This window comes from Treponema bryantii (assembly GCF_900111035.1).
Taxonomy (GTDB): domain Bacteria; phylum Spirochaetota; class Spirochaetia; order Treponematales; family Treponemataceae; genus Treponema_D; species Treponema_D bryantii_C.
The window spans coordinates 351,615-373,544 of record NZ_FOFU01000004.1; the positions used below are offsets into that span (position 1 = coordinate 351,615).

The following is a 21,930-nucleotide window of genomic DNA, read 5'->3' on the forward strand; positions in this document are numbered from 1 at the left end:
AGGAGAATGAAAAATGGCATTGTACAAAAACGGTTCCATCACCATCAAAAGTGAAGACATTGAGCGCGTAATGGCTGCTAAGCCAGAAAACACATCAAACGCTCGTGCTTATTTTAAGCAGACAAAGCTTAAGAACTCTACTCACATTTCTGCAGCAGAGTTGAAAAAAGAATACGGCAATGTTCCTGTCATTGTTCGCGGTGACAACGGTATTGTTCCAAAGCATGGCGTTGATGCAACAGACATCGTGCCAATGCCTATTGAAATTGACGACAAGATTTCTGCCGTTGATATGGACGAGCTCGAAAGAGCTACTGACCAGGGTGTTAATCAGATTGTTGATGAATACCTTGACCAGCATTCGGACATGGTTCGCGAAACAACCAATGCCCTTTGCTGTCAGGCTCACCGCGGTAAGATTGACTACATGATGAAGTCAGGCGGAGAACTTATCCGCTACAAGGTTGATTACGGTGACGTTACAAAGCTTACACTGGAAGAAAGCCTTGCAGGTCTTACTCGTGGCCAGGCAATTGCTGTTCTTACAAAAATGGCACAGCAGGCTAAGAAAAACGGTGTCGGCGGTCCTGGTGAGTTTGTTGCCGGTGCAAAGGTTTATGAGAAGTTCGTTGACTTGCTTACAAAGGCAGAGCTCGACTCTCAGATTAAGGACGAATCGCTCAACATGGGTTCCTTCAAGGTAATCATGGATAACGATTCTTACACAGACATCGAAAACGGAAACAAGGTAACAAAGTCACTCTGTGATGACTATGAAATTGTTTACCGTGCCCTCAATGCAGGACAGAAGCTCTGCTTCCTCCGTCTTGATGATGTTGTTCAGCGCAGCGCAGTTCCTGTTTATTCATTCACTGTAAAAGGTGATGACCAGAGAGGTACAAAGCTTTACACAAAGTCAAAGCCATTCCCTCTCATCAATACCAAGGGTATTGTTTGGGCTGAGTTTGCACAGACAGCAAGCTTCAAGGTAAAGTTTGGTGCAGGTGCTAATGGTACTCTTGCAGCAACTGTTGATAACGAAACCATTGAAAGCGGAGCTGAAGTAGAAGCCGGAAAGACTGTCGTTTTGACAGCAACTCCTTCTGATAACTACGAAGTAAAAGCTTGGAGCGGCAAATCTAAAGACAGCCTTGTTGAAACCGGAACAAACGAGATGTCTATCGAAGTAGAAGGACCTGTTCAGGTTTCTGTAAGCTTCAAGGCTACAAACTAATTAAAAAAAGCCATATAAAAAAAGATTTCATGAGGGCATGGGAAACCGTGCCCTTTTTTTATGCCTACACAAAAAGCCAGTCAGATTTTCTGTGTGATATTTTTATTTTGCACGGAGGTTTGATTATGCCGGAAGAAAACGAAAACCAGGCACAGCTCACAGTTGAGGACTTGAAAAAAGAGCTGCCGGATCAGGATTATGAAACTCTTACTCTTGGAGAAGATACGGTTGCGGTCCGCTGTCTTTTAAAGGCAAAGATTGCAGTTAAGGGAATGGTTCAGAGTACAGGGCATGTTTACAGCGAAGAAAACGAAGTGTGCCGTGAAGCAACTCTTAAATATGCGCTTTATGAAATGTTTGCATTTGTTGGACAGGAAAACCGCGCCCGCGAAAAACTGGAGGACTGTCAGCTTCTGATTGAGACAAACTTTGGAAGCATTATAAAAAAAAGTGATGCAGAAGCTTCTTCTGGACCTGCCGTAGGCTATATGAGTGCTGGAAGAAAAAGCCCTATGGAAAGACGGAGAAACTGATGGGAGTTCAGATAACCAGAAGCTTTGGAGAGCTTTCAAAGCGGCTTAAAAAAGGCTGCCTGGAACCTACCATGCGCAAGGTGAGTAAGTATCTTGTTTCTTCTGCAGTCGGAAAAATCAACAAAAACATTCCGCCTGCAAATGCACCTCTTGCCCAGGAGGTAAAACGAGGCAACAAAACGCTGCGCGATAACGGTCAGCTTATGGCAAGCATAGCCCCGCAAAATGGCAAGGAATGGGCAGCTGCTCAGACTAACCTCAAGTATGCAAAGATCCAGCAGGAAGGCGGAACAATCAACAGCAAGGGAAAAGGCTTGTGGCTTCCGGCAAGTGCTAAAACACGTACTCTTATGAGACGTTACAATGCACAGAAACCGGCAGAGCTTATCCAGGCAATGAAAGGTGACGGATATTCATTTTTCAGGACAGGTAAAGTGTTCTGTGCAAAAAAGAAAAAGGGAGAGCCTTTTGCGCTTTTTATCATCAAGCAGAGCGTTACGATACCTGCACGTCCGTTTCTTCACATTGATGAAAAAGACGAAAAGCACATCAGAAAAGAAATTAAAAAGGCAGTGCATGAGGCATTGCAAGGAGATAAGAATTGACAATCGAAGAAGTTGTTGAATCACTCAAAACTGAAATCAAAACACAGCTGAACTTTCCGGCATTCCTGCTTCCTCAGAAAGCCGGAAACAACACAGCGCACATAGACCTGCTTTACCAGGATATGGATCCAAACGGAGACGGAAACGAAAAGCTTTCGTTCCTGGCAGAATACCGCACAGCCGGAACTCATGCAAAATGGCTTACTCAGACGGTAAAGCTCAGACGTAAACTCAATGAAATTGAAAATAACTTTATGCCTTTTGAAGCAGACGGCGTAAAGCTTCGTGCCTACTGGATTAGGAACGGAAACGCTCAATGGGTGTACCCTAGTGAAGAAGAAAGCTCTATGCCTGCGGAATATGTTATTCCTTACAGAATAGAGATTGATATGCCTACAAGGTTAATAACGGAGGACTAAAATGAAACCGGGTGGAAAAGATGGAAAACTTTACAAAATTGCCGAAGGTGAAGCTGTAACTGGCGGAGCAAGCGTTGCCCTTACTGCCAGCGGATTTTACAAAATCAAGAGTGTCGCAAGTTCAGACAGCTCTCTTCCTGCGCCAGACACAAGCAAGTCAGGCTACAGGGCACTCAAGCCAGGCGATTATGTATGGCTGTGGAAAGGTCAGGCTCTTGCAACTGGAGATGCAGTAATTCCGCTTACTCTGACACTCATCAGCTTTGTAACTGATGTTTCAAACAGTAGGAACGGAAATAAGACCGACATTACAACTCAGGAAAATGTTGAAGTCGGAATCCGCGAATACACCGTATCTCCTTTCTCAGAAGGAAGCGGAACAATCAACGGTATGGTTGACGTTGACTCAGAAGCTCAGAAAGAGCTCTTGAATCAGTTCAGCGCAATCACAGAAGAAGATGATGACGGACATATCACAGTTTACAAGGCAACACAGCGCAAGCAGGATTATATGCTCAGCCGCCGTGAAACCGAAACTGTTGGTGAAATTGCCATGTGGGAACATTTCCCTGTAACTGTAGATTCGCTCACAATGGACAAGCCTTTGGACGGAGCTCAGAACTTCAACTTCAACTATTCGCTCGACGGCGGAAACAATCCTGGCGTAATCTACTACAAGGTTAAAGAGGTGGCATAATGGTTCTGACAGAGCAGCCGAAATACTGGTTCTATCCTGATGTTAAGGACAACCTTCAGCAGAAGGAAGAAGAACAGCTTGCCGTTGAAATCATCCGGCCTACAGGATTCCAGAGTAACGATTTTAAGAAAGTTGTTACCCGCACGGAGTTCTATCCGGATGATCAGCCGTTTGACAAGGACGGAAACTACACCGCGCCTAAAAAGTTCCGCAGCATAACCGTAGATACAAAGTTTGATTCTGCCTTGATTCTGCGCACGTGCGTTGGTGAAGTACGGAATCTTTCTGTCAAAGATACTGACGGAAAGGAACGTAAAATCATCAGCGGAAAAGAGCTTGCAGAATGCCGTGCTTATGGTATCGGAGCGATCATCGACGCAATTGTCGTTGAAGTTTCCGGAGACAAACTCACCGATTCAAAAAAAAAGAATATCGAATAGGACTGCAAATCCTATTTTCGGGCTTCTGGCCGCCAGACTGGGAGCCCGAATATGACGAAAAGTATGAATGCCTTTTTTGGCCGGAAAACGAAACCGGCTACATGAGGCTCCAGCGCAAAGATTTTTCCAACTACATTACAGACGAACTCTCTCAGCTGATTCAGATGTGGCACAGAATAAGTGCCTACGGATGGCCACAGGGTAAAGGCTATCTGGCAGAGCCTGAATTTGTGCGCTCCATTGTAGAATTATTCGACAGGGAAAAAGCGGGTTATATAGCCTGGGAGAAAAAGAATAATGGCGGACATTAACGAAGAGCTTCGCGTTCTTGTAACGGCAGAAGTAGACAAGGCAATTAAGAATCTCAAGAGTGTTGATAAGCAGACTGGTGATACAGAGAAACTGTTTAAAAAACTTGGTGGTTCCATAGGAGCAGCTTTTTCTGTAAAAGCAATTATTGATTTTGGAAAAGCGTGTTCAGAACAATTCCGCGAAGATAATCAGGCAGCAGCTATTCTAAAAAGTACACTGGAAGCAACAGGTGCAACCGCCTGGACAACCTTTAAAGAACTGGAGGAAATGGCAAGCGGACTCCAGCAGAAAACAAACTTTGCGGCAAGCTCAATTGAGTCAATGCAGTCTGTTCTTCTTGGTTTTAGAAACATAACTGGAGAAACATTCGGAGAAGCAACAAAGGCAATCCTCGATATGGCAACCGTTATGAAGATGGATTTGTCTTCTGCAGCACAGAGTATTGGTAAAGCACTTGATGATCCGATTCACGGAATGGATTCCCTCAAGAAGCAGGGCTTCAATTTCACTGCTGCACAAAAACAGGTTATTCAATCTTTTCTTGATGTAGGTGATGCAGCCAGCGCTCAAAAAATTATTCTTGATGAGTTGAATGGAACATTCGGTGGCGCGGCTGAAGCTGCAGCTGATTATTCAACAAAAATAAAAAACTCTTTTGGTGATTTACAATCTGGAATAGGTGAATTTCTAGCAGGCTTTGTAAACAATGAGGTTGGAGATGCGATAGTCAAAGGTTTGACATATTTAGGTGACGCGTTTGGTTCGTTTCATGAGAATGTCGCATTTTTGAAAGCAATAAAATCTGAAGCTGCTTATAACGAATGGTATGCAACTCTTGTTCCAGAAAAGCAGGTAGAGGCAGCAACTTATAAAATTAATGAATTATCAAAAGCTCTCAAAGATTTAAAAGACGATTCTCTTGGTCCTTCGTTCCGTGATGAACTTATAAGCAGTCTTAATTTGAGAGATTCAGAATGGGATGAAATTCTAGAAGGTGGGGATAAAGCTCTTGAAAAGATTCTTTCAGAACGACTTGAAATGTGGAACGGTGAACTTGAAATGCTCACCGCTATTGCAAAAACTGATCAGGAAATACAAGACGAAGAAAATAAACGTTTAGAAACTGCAAGCGAAATTGAAAATTTGATGCTCGAAATCTCCAAGAATTATGAAAAGCTTGCAAGTGATGAGCCTTCTGTACAACTGGAGAAATACGAAAAAGAACTCGAAGAAATAAAAAAGAAACGAGACAAACTTTCAGAACCTGTAAAAGATACTGACGGTAACATTATAGATACAACTGAGGCAATGCGTCAGCTGGATGTAGTCGAAAAAAATATCAGGAAGAAAATAGCCAATCTTGAAATTGACGGAAAGAAGAGCTGGCAGAACTGGCTGAGCGAAATTCTTGGAGTAGATAAAAATCTGTTTACAACTGGAAAGTCAGCTGCAAAAATCTACATTGAAGGGCTTGAGAAAGCAATTAATGATGCAGAAGGAATAAGTAAGGCTATTGGAGAAAAGTTTTCTAAAACGGATTTTCTGGACAGTCAGCTTGAAGACTTAAAATCAAAAATACAGGAAGCACTTGCCGTAGATCCTTCGAAAATAACAGAATCATTTACTCTTGATGAGCTTGCTAATGAAAACACAGCTCTTGGCCAGCTTGTTATAAAATACAAGGAAGTCAAAAAAGCAAGAAAAGAATCTGCAGCAACTGATGAAATAACTGAACTGGAGAAAGCTGTAGCAAACCTTGGTAAAACCGAAACTGAACTATATCTGATTAAACTCGAAGAAAATGGAGCTACCGAGGAACAGATAAAAAAAGCAAAAGAGTTAAGAGAGATTCTTGATAATTACAAGGACATAAACAGTTTTGATAATTTAGCTGAAAAGCTTGGTTATCTTGCAGAACAAGGGCTTAACACACTTGATGTTTGGGATAAAAAAACAAACAAAGTTGTTGGAAGCATGGTTTCTTCCCTTGCCCAGCTTTCGTTCGATGCAACTCTTTCTGGTTTTAAGGAATTAGGCCAGGCACTTGGTGAAGGCGAAGATGCCGCAGATTCTATGCAGCGAGCTCTCGAATCGATGGCTTCTGAAATACTGAATCAACTGCCGCTTCTGTTTATGCAGGCAGGCTTACAGCTTATTGCACAAGGTCAGTGGGCTCTAGGTCTTGGCCTTATGGCTGCGGGGCTTGCAGATCAGGTTGTGGCCGGGTATGTAAACGGCAAAAAAGAAAGTGCAAAGGCAAACGCTCTTGGCGGTGTATACGGAGACGAAACTTACACAGCTTTTGCAAAAGGCGGGACTTTCACAAATCAGATTGTTGCAAAACCGACATATTTCAGATTTGCAAAAGGAAGCGGTTTTGGAACAGGACTCATGGGTGAAGCTGGTCCTGAAGCAATAATGCCGCTTACCCGCGGTGCAGATGGTTCTCTTGGTGTTTCTGCCACTGGTATTGGTGGAGGCGACGTTCAGGTAAATATTCCGGTTACAGTCTACTCGGATGAACCTGTAGAAGTTCACGACACTGAAGACGAAAACGGACAGCGCAAGATTGAGATTCTCGTAGGTTCGATGATTAACCAGCACATAGCAGTCGGTAAAGCTGATAAAGCTTTGAAGAGTCGTTACGGGCTGAAAGTTCAGGGGGTATAGAATGACGAATATAACTTGGCCGCAGACACTTCCGCAGGTAATAAGACTAGAGGGATTGAGTGGTCAGAAAAAAACTAACGTAATCAGAACTCAGATGGATGCGGGACCGCAGAAAGCCCGCAGACGTTATACTGTTGCTACAAAAGAATTCACTGGAAGTGTTGTCCTTACGGAACTGCAGCGTGAAACGCTTGAAAACTGGTATGACAATGTGATTGGAAGTGGAGTGCTCCGTTTTGTAATGAAAGACCCGCAAACTTTACTACCAGCTGAATTTCGATTTTTGGAAGATTACACGGAAGAGTCTAATGACGGTCTTTGGATAATAACTATGAAACTGGAGAAGATGAATGCCTAATACACAGCTTTCTACACATGCTAAAGAAGCAATGACAGCCCCGGAAACAGAAGAGGTACTTCTAAACCTTCTTGATGTGAAATATGACGGAGAATCTATTCTTCGAGTAGTGGACAATAATCAGGAAATTACCTCAAATGGAAAGAGCTATACTCCATGTTCCTTTAATGTAATTTTACCTGACCAATCGAGTGACGGAAATAAGTCGTGCCGCCTGCAGATAGACAATACAGATATTTCAATTTACCGCGCCATCAAATCTGCTGTAATTCAAAGTAGAAATGACAATAAAGACATTACCTGTACTGCAGCTGTAATTATGGCAAGTGAACCTGATAACTACATTGAAGGGCCTTTGACTTTTATTCTCAGAAATATTAATGCGGATGTAAACTCTATTACCGGTGAGCTTTACGATTCTTATATGCATGATAAAAAGTTTACTACTCTCACTTATAATCCTAACGACTTTCCTGGAATGTTCTTTTAGCAAAAAAAAGAGGTTTTAGAAATGTATGAATGGTGTAAAAAGTATGTAGGAATACCTTTCGTTTCTGGTGGACGTGATTCTTCTGGCTGTGACTGCTACGGACTAGTACGCTGGATTTTTTTGAACGAATATGACTTGCAGCTTCCTGTCTTAAATGGAACATACACAGACGCACTTTGCATTGCTGAAACAAAAAGGCTTTTCCAGGAAAACATTCCAATTCTCTGCAGTGAAAGAATAGAACAGCCTGAAGAAAAAGCGGTTGCGTTAATGAAAATGAAAGGTATGCTATGCCACGTAGGCTTATATGCGGGCGACGGTTATATAATCCATGCAAGACACAGTTTAGGGGCAGTATGCGAAAGACTTTCTAGTCCACAACTTGCCGGATGTGTCGAGGGGTGGTACCGTGTCGATTCAAGTTACAGCATGTCTCAATCCATTCTCGCAGGAAAGAAAGGATTTTAATTTTGAGCAGGGAATATCAATTCAGAAAATTATAAATAAAATTGATGCACTTCACGCCGTAAATGCTGGTTGGCGTGTAATGATTGATGATGAAATCATTACAGATTTTGAACGTATACCAGAAGAAGGACAGCGTGTTTATCTAAAACTTGTGCCTGAAAATGACTCCCCAAAAGACACAGGTGCAGGAATGAAGGTTGGTGGCGCTGCACTTGCGGTCCTTGGTGTTATTTTATGTTTTACACCAGTAGCACCTCTTGGAGCTGCACTCGTTGGTGCAGGAATTGGAATGTTTGCAGGCGGTATGGCTTTATATAACATCAATATTCCAGATGTTAATATGAATGACCGAGAAAAGCCGGAACAGGATCCTTCAATTCGCGGAAGCAGAAATCAAATGAGACCATATGGTGTAGTTCCTGTTCTTTTAGGACGCAGAAGAATATATGCCGACCAGTGTGCAAATCCTTATACATGGGTGGACGATGATGGTGATATCTGGCTTTATCAGCTTTTTTGTGTCGGACAAAAGGATTTACAAATAGAAACCAATTCCATAAAAATCGAAGAGACACTCTTAAAAAATTATTCTGCAACCGGAGATATTGCAAGAATTCTTGATCCTGAAAATCCAGACCCTTTAATTCAGATGCAGATAGCCTATGGGGGAACATCTTCACCTTTGTATAATAAATGTGTTCATGAAATACAGTTGAACACCTTGCTTAAACATGAAACAGAAGACGGACAGGACGGAGCAATAATCAGAACAACTCCAGATGGAACTACTGAGCTGAATGTAGATATCTTTTTTTACAGTGGGCTTGGAAAATATAATGACAGCGGTGATGTTGTTAATACAAGTGTTGAAGTTAAAGTTGAATACAAAAGATCTAATCTTCCTGATTCTCAATATGCATTACTTGGATACTTTAATGAAGTTGACCAGAACAATGTGATAACCGGCTGTAATCTTAAAACTCGAAGACTTGCTTTAACGTTAGATCATCTTATTAGTTCTGCTTATACAGTTCGAATAACAAGAGTTTCTGCAGATAGTACTGATTCAAAAATTATAGACAGCGTATATGTTGGTTCTATTCGTGCAGCAAAGAATGAGTCTCCTGTTCGCTCTGAACGATGTCAGCAGATTACCCAAATTGGATTAAAAATCAAGGCATCAGAAAAACTGAATAATGTAATTGAGCAGTTAAATTTTATTGCCCAGTCAAAACTACCTGTTTATCAAAATGGGCAATGGACAAATGCTTTATCTTCAAATCCTGCATCTGCAGCTATGTATGCCATGCAAGGTGATGTCGCTCAGCAAAAGCTTTCAGACAGCGAAATTGAAACAGAGGCTTTTTCTAAGCTTTTTAGCTGGTGTAATAATCATGGCTATTCTTGTAATGCATATGTTACAGAAAGTCTAACGGTTAATGATTTGCTTGCCAGAATTGCATCTACTTGCCGAGCTGAAATTCTTCGAATGAATGGAAAAATCACTGTAATTCAGGATATTGAAAAAGAATCTTTTGTTCAGCTTTTTACTCCGCGTAATTCCCATGACTATAAAGAAACTATGGCTTTAGCAGATATTCCAGACGAAATGAAAATGGGCTTTGTAGACAGCAGTAAAGGATTTGCTGATAACGAAGCTCATGTTTATAATACACCGTCTGGAAATCAAATTTCCGGAGTTGAACCACAGACATCTCAATCAGTGCCATTATGGGGAGTTACAAATTCTGAACAGGCTCGTAAACTTGGAATGTATAACTATGCTGTATCTAAGCATAGATTTGTAATTGTCAGATTTTCTTGTGATTTTGAATACCTTATGTGCCGTAAGGGTGACTGGATTAAATATGCCGGAGACATTGCACTTGCAGGATTAAAACAGGGACGCATTGAATCTGTTGATGGACAGAAGATTTTACTTGATGAACAAGTCACAATGGAGAGCGGCAAAACATATGCTGTAAGAATTCGTAAGTCAGATGGTTCAGCCGTACTGTGCAATGTACAGACTGTCGCAGGCGGAACCAACGAACTTACAATTATTGGTCAGATGCCTTCTGGAATCGAAGGGTGTCTTTTTGCATTCGGAATTACAGGAAATGAAACTGTAGATTTACTCGTTACAGATATTCAGTGTGGTGAAAATCTTTCTGCAGATTTGATTTGTGTTGAATATGCTCCGGAGATTTTTGGTGTAGATAATCCAGATTTTGTATTGCCGGATTTTGTAAATCATTTGAGCGAGGTTGATTCTGTAATTGAACCGGCAGATGTCAGCGAATGGAGAACCTTCCAAACATATAACGATTCTGAAAGCATGCCTTCTACTCCTACAGGTGGTGGTACATCTGGAGACTGGCACTTGCAGCAAACCGAAAACTCAAAATGGATATCAACTAAAACTGCTGCTTCCATTTATGACGGCGAATGGTCCGCGCCGGTTCCAACCGGGAAAAAAGTTATGGATTTGCTTGTACCAGATGGTGAGATAGGAAATCCTGACTCTGTAGACGAGCTTGTTGCAGTAGCGAACAGAGATTCAATTTCAATTTCATGGAGCGCAATTAGAGATAATGGACTGAATAATTCAATTAAGTGTTATATTCTAAAAATCAGCAAAGATAACGGAGTGTCATGGAGTGACCCAATTTATCTTACTGACTGTTCTTATGAATATGTTTTTACAAGAACAGGCCAAGGCTCAGATGGATATCCTGAAGCTTCAGCTTTTGCAAATTGGAAAGTTGAAGTGGTTGCAGAAAATATCTACGGTAAAAAATCCACAGCAGAGCAGAAATATGTTGACGCAGAAAATTACGATACCTGGATTCCTACAGTGCCTTCAGATGTGAAAGCTGTAGCTAATAAAGATTATATATTACTTTCATGGTCATGTAATTTAAGAGGTGTATACGGCACAAATCTTTATAGGATTAAGAAAAATGGGACTACAATAGCAGAAGGAATTATTGAAAACTCTTTTGTATATTATTTTGACCGTAGTAGTAATGAATATCCTGAAAAATCGGATTTTGACACCAATACCTGGAAGTTTACTGTTGAAGTATATAATGAAAGTCCAACCACAAGATATGCAGATGCAGTTTATGATAAATCAAATTACAAATCATGGCTCCCTGCTATTCCAAGAATGGGTGTAACTTCAAGTGGTAGAACTATTTCTGTGGATATAAGAGCAGATGACTCTTACTGGGGATGGGATAGATTTGAACTTCAGTTGAGTAATGATAATCAGAACTGGTTTGCAGCAAACACATCAGAATCTTATGATGCATATGCCAGTGAAGAAGGTTGGAAAGGTGGTGTAGCAAATAGTGACACCGATGTTTTAAGTACGCAATTCTATATGGAACTGCCTCTAAGCGGACAGGCAGCAGATAATCCTGTAAACACAAGCTATTATGTCCGAGTAAGAGCAGTGACTCATACTAATACTGATAAAAAATCAGCATTCTGTGAATCTATAATGGTTGTGGCAAAAGCAAGTGGCGTTAAAGATATTGTAAACAGTGCAGTTACGACAGCCAAACTTGCAAATGAGGCTGTAACAGGCGATAAGATCTCAGCTGATACTATTACTGCAAGAAAATTGAATGTGGTCGCCACAAACCTCGTAAATCCCATTATAAACGATACGCCAAGTGATTCTTCTGTCACGAGAGCTGTCTCAAGATGGGCTGGGTTAAAAGCTATTTCAGATCCAGCTACTGGCTTTGTAATAGGAGAACGCACCGGTAACATTTCAAGCGATGCTTTTACAATTTTACCTGATGCTGTTTATGAATTTAAATTTGGAATTGAATGTTCAAATTATGCTTCCGGTAGTGGATTGTTTATTGGGTTGAATGCAGCTCAGAGTCTTAAATGCTATAAGTGGAATGCAACAAAGAAACAGTGGTTTTATGAGTCTACTAGTACAAATAAATATTTTCTTAGTGATTATAAAACTAATTCCAGAAAGTATTTTACAACTTATATTCTTGGGACAAATGTACAAACAGGCACAGGAACCAGCACAACTGTTCCTGCACAAAATATTCCGGCACCTGTAATGACCGATAATACCTATGAAATTTATGCGTTGCAGCTAACAGGAACACTGAGAGAAACCTTTATAAGAAGTGGTAACAATACAATTTCGGGCAGCCCAGTCTGGAAGATTATTACTCCTCAAATTTACGAAAGAAATTCTTCTGCAATTACAGCAGAAGATATAAAAACTCAGAATCTTTCGGCTATCAATGCAAACCTTGGAGACGTTGCTACAGGTTCTCTTTCATCAGCTACAAATTCAGATGGAAAGCCGGATCCTGCAAATTCGCTCGTACATATTAACGGTACTGCAGGAAGTGAAGAGTTTTTTATCGGAAACATAAAGAAATCAAGTGCTTCGGAAACAAATACTAACCATGAATTTATGTGGCTTCATAAGGTAAATGGAGTTTTCACTTTTATTCTGAAAATAACTAATTTTATTGTCACATCAACTCAATCCATTATCAAAGGAATATTACGAATAAAAAACTCTCTTTCTGACACAGATGCAAATGCCTTTCTGACTGTAAACCCAACTTCTAGTACAAACAATTCTACGCCGGCAAATACAATGAGACTGTTAGGAACGTTGCTGACAAAAGGCATCAGAAAAGAATGGACGCAACTTGATTTATCATCCCTTGATGCAAGTAAATGGTTTCCAGTAACAATTCCTCTTTCAACTGATGATTGGACAGAAATAGACTGTTATGTATCATTGGACAGCGGTACAAAACCAAGCTGGAGTTCCCATAATTCTGGATTTACCTGTCATTTGCATTTGCTTGCAATGGGGGCTGGTTGGGGTACTACGTCAGCACAGACTCTCGTTTTGGATCGGCAGTATGGCTTTACAACCGTGAATAATGTTACCGTTATTCCTGCTGGATGGACACAGATGACGAACAGCTCAACTGGAGTTCTCTGGCTTCGTGGTGGCGGAAAGTATCGCGTCTGGAATAATAAAGGGGTAGCCTTTACAATTAGAACTAGCACATACACTGCATCAGACCAAAGCGTTACTCCTACAACAAGTTACCAGTGGTCGTTTACAAGAGCACAAATGTGGGGAAATATTGACGGGAACGCCACATCTGCTACTTCAGCAGAAAAACTTACAACTGCAAGAAAAGTCTATGTTAAACTTGGAACTGCAAGTACAACAGAGACTAAAGATTTTAGTGGTGATACTGCCATTCCTGTAAATGGAACTCTTGAAGTTGCAAACGGTGGTACAGGGCAGACTTCTCTTTCCAATGTATCTGTAGGTTTTGCCGATCGTTCAAAAGTTGCTCGTTCTGTTGTTGGTTGGTGTACTACTGCAAGTGCAACACAGATAAAAGATATTACATTAGACGGATTTACTGATTCTGATTTAGTAAATAATGCAACTATTATTTTCTATCTTGCAAATAAAAATACTCATTTAACTCCAAAATTAAGGGTAGGTGGCACTGGTAATGCATCTAAGGATATAGCCTCTTCTGACATACCATTTCATAAAGGATTGTATATTGCAAGATATAACGGTGGTGGGTGGTATATAAATCCTCTGTTAAACCTTGAAACCGCAACCTCATTTAATGGAACTGCAAGTCAAGCAGGTGCAGGAATGTACGGTGCAATTGGTGTCACGGCTTGGTACTTCTCTACCACAGGCGGTTATATAGTTTATTCGAACGGTTTAAAGATACAGTGGGAAAAAATATCATTTACGTCTACAAGTATTTACACTTTTAGCAATCTTTCACTCCCTATAAGTTTTTCAAGTAAAGAAAGTGCTTGTTGTTTTGTATCTGCTATTTCTGCAGACAGTAATAGCTTTGGCAGTTCTTGTCGTTTAGTTGATGCTCAACACATATCTGGTATCCTATACGGTATCTATCAAGCAGGCGATAGATGTCAGGGAATGTGTATTTGGGCTATTGGATATTAACTGAACGGTTTAAAGATACAGTGGGGTCAGAAGTCTGCTAATACAAAGCATATTACATTTCCAACGTCTTTTTCTAATACTTGTGTTTATTTTAATTTTATGGCATATCGTACTGCATCCACAGAAAACGGTTGGCATTATTACTATAATCTCACAAAGTCAGACGTTTATGTAATGCAAAATGATGAAACCGCATTGTGGCTTGCAATTGGGTTTTAAGGAACGGTTTAAAAATACAATGGGGAAAATCAACAGGCGGTTCGTCTAGCCAAAATGTCGATGCTGTATTTTCTGTTAGTTTTACTAATACTAATTATATTATAATGGCAACTATATATCGAGATTCTTCTACAGGTGAAAATGTGACTATTCATACTTCATTATGCACAGATAGTTATGCAAGGCTTAGAACTTCTGCAAATAACAGAACTGTTTCATGGTTTGCAATTGGATATTAGAAACCAATAGTAATTATAGTCCAATCTGTACAAGCGAAGTTCGAACGATTAATCTTCACAGTATTTGAAGATACACAATAACAATCCATATTTTCATAAGCAACGTTTATACCACGTTCATCATTCGATGCACATACACAAGCATAACTTGTCCTTGATAAAAACGAAATAGGGAGTATACAAGTATATGTATTATTCGTACTTGCAATTCCTCTTACCCATTGTATTTTTAAACCGTTCTAATATCCTATAGTAAACCAAGTTACTCTATGCTGACTTGATGATTGTTGGTCTATTTTAAATTGAGAACCAGATATTAGATAAGTTTGCGGAGCATATTCTGCACCACCACCACTTGAAAAATCTGCAATTTTTTCATTGGAAACAAATGCTCTGTATGAAGATTTAGAGCTGTAAAGAACTGTGAGATTTATAGTTTCCAATCCGTGACCAACATTAGACATTCCCCACTGCATTTTTAAACCGTTCGTTAATATCCAATAGCAAGGTAGTCTATTCCATGTCCTGTAAAATAGTTTGTCTTAAATCCTGTTCTATCAACATAATATCCAAGCATATCCATTCGTAACCCGCTTGCATCATTCTTATGGTGTGTAACTATTAAGAAAGGAACATGAGTAGCAATTAAAGGGAATTGTATCAAAGTTGAGGTACTTGCAACCAGTATGTTTATGCCCCATTGTATCTTTAAACCGTTCATTAAAATTATGACAGAAATAGACTTCCACATAAATCACCGTGTTATATTATTTAGGAGGATAGATTTATGTTTTTTGGAAAAATAAAAGGAACAATTGACGAATGGGGATTTGATGTCTTTAACAGCACTTTTGAATCCTTTATAGAAATTGACAAATCAAAGCATATGTCGATTGTAAACGAAGCAAACGCTAAAGGAAAGTTAATAAAAGGCGATGAAGAAGGAAACCCTATCCTTGTAGATCCACCAGAACCGACTGAAAAAGAAAAGTCTGAACAGAGAATTAATGAACTTGAAAACTTTCTTAGAAATACGGATTGGTATGCGATTCGATTTGCTGACACAGAAGAACCGATTCCTGCTGATATAAAAACAAACCGACAGGCAGCAAGAGAAGAAATATCGAAACTTAGAGAATTATTGAATAATAACAGAACGGTTTAAAAATACAGTGGGGAAAAATGAATAGTTCACAATCTGGTGATATTCAGTTTCCATTGTTATTTACAACAACTCCTGTTGTAGTGTCAGTAAATATGAGAACTGATAACAGTGATTTATATTATTCTCAAATTGCAAGAGCAAAAAATAATCAGTATTTTACGATTCCTAGTAGTTCCAAGTGTGATTGGTTTGCTATCGGTTTTTAAACCAACGGTTTGAAAATACAATGGGTGAACTCTATTATAAATAGTGGAAGTAACACAAAAAATACAATAAATTTTTTAATCAATTTCACCAGCAAAGACTCGTGGACGTCCAACCTTGATTATCTCTTTATTTCCACAATCGCAGGTTCGGACCCTTCCAATAAACCTTCTAAAACCAACAATAGCATTACCTGGGATTGGGATACAAGGACAATACAGGCTGGTGGAATCATTGCTATTGGTTATTAACGAACGGTTTAAAGATACAATGGGGAAAAGTAGAACCTTCATCAAGTAATACACAAGTTGCATTTCCACTTGCATATACAAGTTATTACATTCCTTTGTTTGGTTATCAATCTGACAACTCAAATGGTATGAATCATCGTGCTTTAGGTGCTTATGTAATATATACTTCTTCACTTTCATTAACTGGATTCCCTGTATATGGCAGTTCGGTTATGCGAAGATTCTGGATGACTATAGGTTATTAATACCCAATTGCTATAACTGCAATTTTTGATGCATAAGGTCTAATTGTTACATTGGCATTGGTAACGCTTATAATATAAGATGTATAGTTTCCTGCTGAATCACTTCTTGCATTTGCAGAAATTGTAACACTTGGAACTTGTGTAAAAGATATTGGAAAGTTTATAGTTTTCTTTGTATCCCAAGAAGAACTTTCAATTTGCCACTGTATTTTTAAACCGTTCGTTTTAGTAACCGATTACAATAAAAGAACAACTGTCATTTTGACCTCTTATAGTCATTCCAGTTGAAGTTTGGGAGACTATAAAAACATTTGCATCGTAGCGATTTTGAGTTACCTTTTTTTGTGTTAATACTGCCTTGTAATTAGCTGATGTAAACGAGAGTAATCCTAAGCTGCTAAAATCAAAAGTCTTTGTAACATCATTACCTGTTGTAACTTCGCCCCATTGTATTTTCAAACCGTTCGTCTAGTATCCTATTCCGAAGAAAATATCATTAGTAACACTTTCACTTTGTGAATTGTATGAAGTTGCATAATAAAAAGTTCTATTATCATTTTGTTTGTTATAAGCACCACCAACAAATGTATTTGGGTAGCTATTGTCAGTTCTTTCACTCTGACCAAAAACAAAATAATCTTTGTTACTGAATGATAAATCAAAAGAAAGACTTTTACTTGAATTAGTATGTGTAGTTCTAATCCACTGTATCTTTAAACCGTTCCTTATGAATATTGATTGAACAGAGTTAAAATATAGGCGGAGGTTCGTGTATGAATTACGCTTATATCAGAGTTTCGACCAATTATCAGACGGTTCAGAATCAGAAAATTGCAATTAGAGAATACGCAAAATATCATCGCATACACAATATTATTTGGGTTGCAGAAACAATCAGCGGAACAAAGAATCCTGAAAAAAGAAAGTTAGGAAGCCTACTAAGTGCTGCAAATGAGGGCGATACAATCATAGTTACTGAACTATCACGACTCGGACGTTCGATGATGATGATTTTGGATGTGCTACAATTATTGCTTGAAAAAAATGTAAAAGTAATTGCAATAAAAGAGGGCTATGAACTTGGCGATAATATTCAGAGTAAAGTCCTTGCGTTCGCTTTTGGATTGTCTGCAGAAATAGAGAGAACCTTGTTATCGGAAAGAACAAAACAGGGCTTGGAACGTGCAAGAAAAATGGGAAAACAAATCGGTCGACGCCCAGGTCAAAAACCAAAGAAATACAAGCTTACTGGTAAAGGTGCGTATATTCGTCGTCAAAGAATTGAAGGAAGAAGTAAGCTGTCATTGGCAAAAGAGTTTGGTGTAACATGGGTGACGCTTAATAAGTTTATGATTAAAAATAAGATACAATAATATCATAATAAAAATATCATTTTTTATTATAATCTTATTCTCATTATTTATTATAATTTATATTTATCCATAAGATTTCTGTGATTTAAAGTATGGTATCCAACTTCAAAACCTTTATCTTGGAGCCAAAGACAAGTCGATGAAATTGCATCACTTGAACCACATATAAAAAAAGTTGCTTTTTTATTATTTTCTAAAAAAAGATTAACACTATTTTTCCATGCATCTAAATACTGATCATCAAAACTTAATAATACTCCCGATTTTAAGTTTTCATTTAAGTTCATACTACCTATCGATTTATATATTTCTTTTCCATTTTTTTGTATTATATAAGGACAATACAAAGCATTACCTTTTAATTCAGCATAATGAACGTCTAATGTCACTTTATAATCATCTTTGAAAATTGCCGATATTTCATCAATAAGTGGGTCATAAGAAAAATTCAAAACATTTAATGTATTATTACAAATTTCTACTAACTCGTTTTTATAATTATCTATATAGTAATAACTTTCTGATGTATTCTGAGAACAAGACATAAATGTTAATACAAAGCATAATAATACTACAAATATTCTTTTCATTTGTTTCCCTCAATTATTTAATCTTCTATATAATATAAAAATTTTTCTGTATTTTGAAAATAGTATTTCATAACTTCTAAAAATTGATAATCATTTTTTGATTGTCCAACATTAATTTTTGTCAGTGTATTACCTTCTGTTAATCCATATTCTCTATATGGATTAACATAATGAAATGAAATGTGAGGTTTATCTGGTTGACTTATTTTTCTACCATTTAAAATTGCCATAAAATAAAACCAGATATCATCAGCATATGGTGTTAATGATAAAAATAATTTTTTGTTCAATATGTCTTTATAAAAACAACCAGGAGGATAGAGTACACCACCACAACCCACTAAAAAATTTTTAAAACTAGATTTTTTATTAATTATAGAATGTGGCCATAAATCATAAGGTATTATTTGATTATTTTCATAACTAATTCCATATATATTATGTGCAATAATGTCTTCTTTTTTTTCAAGATGCTTTTTCCAAAGCTGTTCTAACCAATCTTTTTCATAGAACATATCATCATCACATGTAATAATTACATTATTAGGATAACGTTCTAAAGTTGGAATCAATTTCTTAAAAGATTTTAAATCTTCACATAAGAAAAATTCAACATTATATTTTTCAAAGAATTTTAATTCATCCGTTATAAATTTCTCATCGTCGAATGCTATATTAACAATTATTTTTTTTGGTTTTATAGTCTGATTAATTAATGAATATAAAACATATTTTAATTCATTTATTCTTTCGCCATATGATGTTAATGAAACAATTATATTTTCATTTTCACTGCTAAAAATAGGATCTATTTTTGGCAGTTTATTTATTAATTTATTAATTTTATTTAATGAAACTTTTCTTTTGCAAATAATAAAAAAAAGCTCGCGTGTAATTGGAAATCGTAATATTATATTTCTAATAATGCGTTTCATACAACAGCTCCTCTCATAAGGATTTTTCATAGATATTCTATTTATACAATAATATAAAAACTTTATTTACTTTCTTTTTTATTCCAAAATTAATTCTAATGTTTTTTAAATTTCTATTACATAAACAAAAGAAAACACCTCCCATTACGCTATAAGTTACATGGCCTACAAAAAATGAAACTATTATTGTAATTATAATGAATGAAAACTGCTTTAAATCCCTTCGTTTATATGCATTTATTAATAAATATATATAAAAAATAATTAGAACTATTACCCCAAAAATCCCATAATAATAAAACATTTCAAAAAAATCCATTTCTAAAGGATGTTTATTTACTTCTACAAATCCTAATCCCATTAAATATTTTATAAAACTCCATGAAGATGTATAAATTTCTCGAATTACAGGAATCCTTTCAATTCTACCAGACAATAATGCATTTAATATCGAAAATGAACCTCTATTACTTTGATTAAATTTGAAAATAATCATTTGAACAAGAATATTATTCATTAAAAATTTTTTAATAAGGAAAAATAACAGTGTGATAGAAACAATAAAAGCAATAATAAGTAATCTTTTCTTAATTATATTTTTAGTTGAAAAATACATATCTGAAAAAAGTACTAGAAGAACAACAAGCATTCCTGTTTTTGTTCCTATCAAAACAGATAAAAATATATTAAATAAGTAAAATAACGTTTTTCTATCTCTATTTGTATATATAATTAAAAACAATAGACAAATATAAGTATATGTAATTTCATTTCCTGAATAAAAAAAACCATTAGTTCCAACAGTCTCTCCATTATATTTATAAGGATTGTTTCCAAAACCTAAAGAACCAAGTAAAATGTTTGCAACAAAAATTATATAATTAACTTTAATTATTTGTGAAATCTGATCATCCGATAATTCATTTTTACAATATATAAATATTATCATTACAGCAAAAATCTTGAATAGATTTGAAAAACTTATAGAAAAAAATTTATTATCAATAAAAAACCAATATACCGCATAAATGAATAGTAAAGAAAAGAAAAAGCTAATAATAACAGGATAAAAAAAATTTTTAGAAGAAACATTAATAATCATTAATAAGATTAAAAATACTTTTATTAATAAGCCAATATTTGGAAATCCTTTACTTATTAAAATTCCCGCAATAGTATCAATGAGAAGATAAAATAATAATCCAATATAAATTATATAATTTATAAATATTGAATTTCTATTCACTCAATAACTCCTTAACTAGTGAAGCATTCGCTGTCCCATAATCATAATTTATCATCTTTTGAAGATATTCATTTATTTTATTTTTAGCAAAATCAATATTATAATTTGAAATTAAATTTATTAGATCTGTATTGTTTTCTGCATAAGGATAAGGCATGTCAGATATATCCATATATAATCCTCGTTTTTCTATATATTCTTGTAAATCAGGGACAAACAAAAAACCGGGCTTTTTTGTAAGAGCAAAATCCCAAATACATGAAGAATAATCTGTAATCAGACAATCTGCAGTTATCAATAAATCTTGCATATCAGGATAATCAGTTACATCTATAAAATTATCAGATATTTCAAAATTTGAATTAACAGTATGATGTGATCTAACAAGAAAAGAAATTTCTTTTCGGTATTTTATTTTCATAACATCTATTACTCTTAAAATATCTAATTCCATATTAAATTGGCCTGCATGTGCATCACCACGATAAGTTGGAGCATAAATCACAATAAAATTTGATTCTGGAATTCCGTACTTTCTTCTAACAGATTTTTTAATTTCATCGGTTTCTGAATTACTAACAAAGAAAATATCATTACGCGGCATTCCTATTTTCAAAAATTTTGATTTTGGAATATTTGTACTTGCAGACATAACTTCAGTAAAAATTTGTGAACTTGAAATATAAAAATCAGTTTGTTTGCATTGCAGTTTCTTTGTTATTATTGCATATAAATTTATTGATGGATATTCAACCTTTTTAAAAGCTCCACCACCATGCCATGTATTTACCCAAATAGAATCTTTTTTTTTAGGAATATAGGTTGATAGTTGAATATTTGTAAATACATACTTTGATGTAATAATATAGAAAAAAGAGGCAAATGTATTAGGTTTTACAATTTTTAATTTGTTTTTTTCAGAAGCAGATTTTACATTTACATTTTCTGTTGCAGCCCAAATAAAAACAAAGCCTTCGAAATTTTTATCCATATATTCATAAATTGCTCGAGGATTACATGAATACTGACTCCCTTCATAACTCATAAAAAAGCATTGTTTTGGATGTATTCTGAATATTTTATAAATTGAAAGTAATATACGTACTGTATAAAGCAAAATTAGTTTTATCAATTTAAATCTTCCTTATAAATATTTTACTGTAATTACAAAAGAATCATAAACACTTATTTTTGTAAACTAAGCAGTAAACAAACAGTATTATA

General features: G+C 36.5%; 26 protein-coding genes. 18 read left to right on the forward strand and 8 right to left on the reverse strand.

Annotated elements, in window-relative coordinates; all coding sequences use genetic code 11:
* Positions 1-13: 13 nt before the first annotated feature.
* From BMY21_RS09700 to BMY21_RS16165, 14 genes are all read left to right on the forward strand, one after another.
* Positions 14-1,234: a major capsid protein gene (locus BMY21_RS09700; protein ID WP_074643438.1), complete on the forward strand. Its 1,221-nt coding sequence runs from the start codon at positions 14-16 to the stop codon at positions 1,232-1,234.
* Positions 1,235-1,359: 125 nt separating this feature from the next.
* A complete protein-coding gene (locus tag BMY21_RS09705) occupies positions 1,360-1,767 on the forward strand; it encodes a hypothetical protein (protein ID WP_074643441.1) in 408 nt (135 codons plus the stop codon).
* Positions 1,767-2,372, forward strand: a complete 606-nt coding sequence (locus BMY21_RS09710; RefSeq protein ID WP_074643444.1) for a phage virion morphogenesis family protein — start codon at positions 1,767-1,769, stop codon at positions 2,370-2,372. Before BMY21_RS09705 ends, BMY21_RS09710 begins: the two co-directional genes overlap by 1 nt.
* Positions 2,369-2,791, forward strand: a complete 423-nt coding sequence (locus BMY21_RS09715; protein ID WP_074643447.1) for a hypothetical protein — start codon at positions 2,369-2,371, stop codon at positions 2,789-2,791. Before BMY21_RS09710 ends, BMY21_RS09715 begins: the two co-directional genes overlap by 4 nt.
* A gap of 1 nt (position 2,792) precedes the next feature.
* The gene (locus BMY21_RS09720; RefSeq protein WP_074643450.1) at positions 2,793-3,488 is read left to right on the forward strand and encodes a hypothetical protein; all 696 of its coding nucleotides are present in this window, start codon (positions 2,793-2,795) and stop codon (positions 3,486-3,488) included.
* Positions 3,488-3,928 carry a hypothetical protein gene (locus tag BMY21_RS09725; RefSeq protein WP_074643453.1) on the forward strand — a complete coding sequence of 147 codons (441 nt, stop codon included), beginning with the start codon at positions 3,488-3,490 and terminating at the stop codon, positions 3,926-3,928. The genes BMY21_RS09720 and BMY21_RS09725 overlap by 1 nt, the downstream gene beginning before the upstream one ends.
* Positions 3,929-4,029: 101 nt before the next feature.
* Positions 4,030-4,239 carry a hypothetical protein gene (locus tag BMY21_RS09730; RefSeq protein ID WP_083379814.1) on the forward strand — a complete coding sequence of 70 codons (210 nt, stop codon included), beginning with the start codon at positions 4,030-4,032 and terminating at the stop codon, positions 4,237-4,239.
* Positions 4,226-6,910 carry a phage tail length tape measure family protein gene (locus BMY21_RS09735; RefSeq protein WP_074643459.1) on the forward strand — a complete coding sequence of 895 codons (2,685 nt, stop codon included), beginning with the start codon at positions 4,226-4,228 and terminating at the stop codon, positions 6,908-6,910. The genes BMY21_RS09730 and BMY21_RS09735 overlap by 14 nt, the downstream gene beginning before the upstream one ends.
* A 1-nt stretch (position 6,911) precedes the next feature.
* Positions 6,912-7,268, forward strand: a complete 357-nt coding sequence (locus BMY21_RS09740; protein WP_074643462.1) for a hypothetical protein — start codon at positions 6,912-6,914, stop codon at positions 7,266-7,268.
* Positions 7,261-7,758, forward strand: coding sequence for a DUF1833 family protein (locus tag BMY21_RS09745; protein WP_074643465.1), 498 nt, complete (start codon positions 7,261-7,263; stop codon positions 7,756-7,758). The genes BMY21_RS09740 and BMY21_RS09745 overlap by 8 nt, the downstream gene beginning before the upstream one ends.
* Before the next feature lie 21 nt (positions 7,759-7,779).
* On the forward strand, positions 7,780-8,226 hold the full coding sequence (locus BMY21_RS09750) for a C40 family peptidase (protein ID WP_074643468.1): 447 nt from the start codon (positions 7,780-7,782) through the stop codon (positions 8,224-8,226).
* On the forward strand, positions 8,168-14,239 hold the full coding sequence (locus BMY21_RS09755; protein WP_074643471.1) for a host specificity factor TipJ family phage tail protein: 6,072 nt from the start codon (positions 8,168-8,170) through the stop codon (positions 14,237-14,239). Before BMY21_RS09750 ends, BMY21_RS09755 begins: the two co-directional genes overlap by 59 nt.
* A gap of 15 nt (positions 14,240-14,254) precedes the next feature.
* Complete coding sequence (locus BMY21_RS16160; RefSeq protein ID WP_439895606.1) at positions 14,255-14,458, forward strand: gp53-like domain-containing protein; 204 nt, start codon at positions 14,255-14,257, stop codon at positions 14,456-14,458.
* A complete protein-coding gene (locus BMY21_RS16165) occupies positions 14,437-14,697 on the forward strand; it encodes a gp53-like domain-containing protein (RefSeq protein ID WP_439895604.1) in 261 nt (86 codons plus the stop codon). Before BMY21_RS16160 ends, BMY21_RS16165 begins: the two co-directional genes overlap by 22 nt.
* A 239-nt stretch (positions 14,698-14,936) precedes the next feature.
* On the opposite strand, the gene BMY21_RS09760 is transcribed toward BMY21_RS16165, so the two are convergent.
* Together BMY21_RS09760 and BMY21_RS09765 are read right to left on the reverse strand one after the other, a co-directional pair.
* Positions 14,937-15,161, reverse strand: coding sequence for a hypothetical protein (locus tag BMY21_RS09760; RefSeq protein ID WP_074643474.1), 225 nt, complete (start codon positions 15,159-15,161; stop codon positions 14,937-14,939).
* A 26-nt stretch (positions 15,162-15,187) separates the two neighbouring features.
* Positions 15,188-15,418: a hypothetical protein gene (locus BMY21_RS09765; RefSeq protein ID WP_074643477.1), complete on the reverse strand. Its 231-nt coding sequence runs from the start codon at positions 15,416-15,418 to the stop codon at positions 15,188-15,190.
* 66 nt (positions 15,419-15,484) lie between these two features.
* On the opposite strand from BMY21_RS09765, the gene BMY21_RS15960 reads away from it, so the two are divergent.
* The 3 genes from BMY21_RS15960 (at position 15,485) to BMY21_RS16170 (ending at position 16,562) form a co-directional block, all read left to right on the forward strand.
* On the forward strand, positions 15,485-15,862 hold the full coding sequence (locus BMY21_RS15960; protein ID WP_074643480.1) for a hypothetical protein: 378 nt from the start codon (positions 15,485-15,487) through the stop codon (positions 15,860-15,862).
* A 17-nt stretch (positions 15,863-15,879) separates the two neighbouring features.
* On the forward strand, positions 15,880-16,068 hold the full coding sequence (locus BMY21_RS15965) for a hypothetical protein (RefSeq protein ID WP_143064204.1): 189 nt from the start codon (positions 15,880-15,882) through the stop codon (positions 16,066-16,068).
* Positions 16,069-16,265: 197 nt separating this feature from the next.
* Entirely contained in the window at positions 16,266-16,562 is a 297-nt protein-coding gene (locus tag BMY21_RS16170; protein WP_439895605.1) for a gp53-like domain-containing protein, read from the forward strand.
* Here BMY21_RS16170 and BMY21_RS16175 read toward each other — a convergent pair.
* Together BMY21_RS16175 and BMY21_RS16180 are read right to left on the reverse strand one after the other, a co-directional pair.
* The gene (locus BMY21_RS16175; protein ID WP_143064209.1) at positions 16,559-16,771 is read right to left on the reverse strand and encodes a gp53-like domain-containing protein; all 213 of its coding nucleotides are present in this window, start codon (positions 16,769-16,771) and stop codon (positions 16,559-16,561) included. The genes BMY21_RS16170 and BMY21_RS16175 overlap by 4 nt on opposite strands.
* A 259-nt stretch (positions 16,772-17,030) precedes the next feature.
* Positions 17,031-17,297: a gp53-like domain-containing protein gene (locus BMY21_RS16180; RefSeq protein WP_439895607.1), complete on the reverse strand. Its 267-nt coding sequence runs from the start codon at positions 17,295-17,297 to the stop codon at positions 17,031-17,033.
* Between the two features lie 38 nt (positions 17,298-17,335).
* Here BMY21_RS16180 and BMY21_RS09780 point away from each other — a divergent pair, with 38 nt between their 5' ends.
* Positions 17,336-17,935 (forward strand): recombinase family protein, encoded by a 600-nt coding sequence (locus BMY21_RS09780; RefSeq protein WP_074643486.1) that lies wholly within the window; start codon positions 17,336-17,338, stop codon positions 17,933-17,935.
* Between the two features lie 50 nt (positions 17,936-17,985).
* Here BMY21_RS09780 and BMY21_RS09785 read toward each other — a convergent pair whose 3' ends face one another.
* The 4 genes from BMY21_RS09785 to BMY21_RS09800 are packed head-to-tail and all read right to left on the reverse strand — an operon-like array spanning position 17,986 to position 21,838.
* Complete coding sequence (locus BMY21_RS09785) at positions 17,986-18,525, reverse strand: polysaccharide deacetylase family protein (protein WP_074643489.1); 540 nt, start codon at positions 18,523-18,525, stop codon at positions 17,986-17,988.
* A gap of 17 nt (positions 18,526-18,542) precedes the next feature.
* A complete protein-coding gene (locus tag BMY21_RS09790) occupies positions 18,543-19,460 on the reverse strand; it encodes a glycosyltransferase (protein ID WP_074643492.1) in 918 nt (305 codons plus the stop codon).
* A gap of 37 nt (positions 19,461-19,497) precedes the next feature.
* On the reverse strand, positions 19,498-20,706 hold the full coding sequence (locus tag BMY21_RS09795) for an O-antigen polymerase (protein WP_074643495.1): 1,209 nt from the start codon (positions 20,704-20,706) through the stop codon (positions 19,498-19,500).
* Entirely contained in the window at positions 20,699-21,838 is a 1,140-nt protein-coding gene (locus tag BMY21_RS09800; RefSeq protein ID WP_074643498.1) for a CDP-glycerol glycerophosphotransferase family protein, read from the reverse strand. Before BMY21_RS09800 ends, BMY21_RS09795 begins: the two co-directional genes overlap by 8 nt.
* Positions 21,839-21,930: the final 92 nt, after the last annotated feature.

Coding starts and splice junctions, on each gene's coding strand:
- BMY21_RS09700 (WP_074643438.1), top strand. CDS start 14: ATGGCATTGTACAAAAACGGTTCCATCACCATCAAAAGTGAAGACATT.
- BMY21_RS09790 (WP_074643492.1), bottom strand. CDS start 19,460: ATGAAACGCATTATTAGAAATATAATATTACGATTTCCAATTACACGC.
- BMY21_RS15960 (WP_074643480.1), top strand. CDS start 15,485: ATGTTTTTTGGAAAAATAAAAGGAACAATTGACGAATGGGGATTTGAT.
- BMY21_RS09725 (WP_074643453.1), top strand. CDS start 3,488: ATGGTTCTGACAGAGCAGCCGAAATACTGGTTCTATCCTGATGTTAAG.
- BMY21_RS09765 (WP_074643477.1), bottom strand. CDS start 15,418: ATGAACGGTTTAAAGATACAATGGGGCATAAACATACTGGTTGCAAGT.
- BMY21_RS09780 (WP_074643486.1), top strand. CDS start 17,336: ATGAATTACGCTTATATCAGAGTTTCGACCAATTATCAGACGGTTCAG.
- BMY21_RS09760 (WP_074643474.1), bottom strand. CDS start 15,161: ATGTCTAATGTTGGTCACGGATTGGAAACTATAAATCTCACAGTTCTT.
- BMY21_RS09705 (WP_074643441.1), top strand. CDS start 1,360: ATGCCGGAAGAAAACGAAAACCAGGCACAGCTCACAGTTGAGGACTTG.
- BMY21_RS09720 (WP_074643450.1), top strand. CDS start 2,793: ATGAAACCGGGTGGAAAAGATGGAAAACTTTACAAAATTGCCGAAGGT.
- BMY21_RS09730 (WP_083379814.1), top strand. CDS start 4,030: ATGAGGCTCCAGCGCAAAGATTTTTCCAACTACATTACAGACGAACTC.
- BMY21_RS09785 (WP_074643489.1), bottom strand. CDS start 18,525: ATGAAAAGAATATTTGTAGTATTATTATGCTTTGTATTAACATTTATG.
- BMY21_RS09745 (WP_074643465.1), top strand. CDS start 7,261: ATGCCTAATACACAGCTTTCTACACATGCTAAAGAAGCAATGACAGCC.
- BMY21_RS15965 (WP_143064204.1), top strand. CDS start 15,880: ATGAATAGTTCACAATCTGGTGATATTCAGTTTCCATTGTTATTTACA.
- BMY21_RS09710 (WP_074643444.1), top strand. CDS start 1,767: ATGGGAGTTCAGATAACCAGAAGCTTTGGAGAGCTTTCAAAGCGGCTT.
- BMY21_RS09750 (WP_074643468.1), top strand. CDS start 7,780: ATGTATGAATGGTGTAAAAAGTATGTAGGAATACCTTTCGTTTCTGGT.
- BMY21_RS09740 (WP_074643462.1), top strand. CDS start 6,912: ATGACGAATATAACTTGGCCGCAGACACTTCCGCAGGTAATAAGACTA.
- BMY21_RS09735 (WP_074643459.1), top strand. CDS start 4,226: ATGGCGGACATTAACGAAGAGCTTCGCGTTCTTGTAACGGCAGAAGTA.